At 37.4% G+C, this 238-nt stretch carries 1 protein-coding gene; it reads right to left on the bottom strand.

Features of this window, described 5'->3' with window-relative positions:
• Positions 1 to 28 precede the first annotated feature (28 nt).
• A partial coding sequence (locus ASU35_RS19525; RefSeq protein WP_172794671.1) for a transposase domain-containing protein occupies positions 29 to 238 on the bottom strand: 210 nt, incomplete at its 5' end.

Raw genomic sequence — 238 nt, 5'->3', positions numbered from 1 at the left:
TGGAATTATTCATCTGCCTATGTTTTAATTAAAAGAATAGATCCGGGTGTTCTTCCATCGTTATTGTTTCTATATCTATAAGACCTGAACAATGCTCCTTGATAAAATCACTCCATGGCATTAGTTGTTCTATGCTTTCGGACCCACTTTTACAGCCCGGCATGTACAACAATACCATATAGAGATACTGGAACACGTTTAGCTTGTTTGCTTTTGCAGTCTCTACCAGACTGTATAT

Source organism: Acetivibrio ethanolgignens (assembly GCF_001461035.1).
GTDB classification, from domain to species: domain Bacteria; phylum Bacillota; class Clostridia; order Lachnospirales; family Lachnospiraceae; genus Velocimicrobium; species Velocimicrobium ethanolgignens.
The sequence above is the reverse complement of the archived record's forward strand: the minus strand, read 5'-3'. Positions and strand labels throughout refer to the sequence as shown.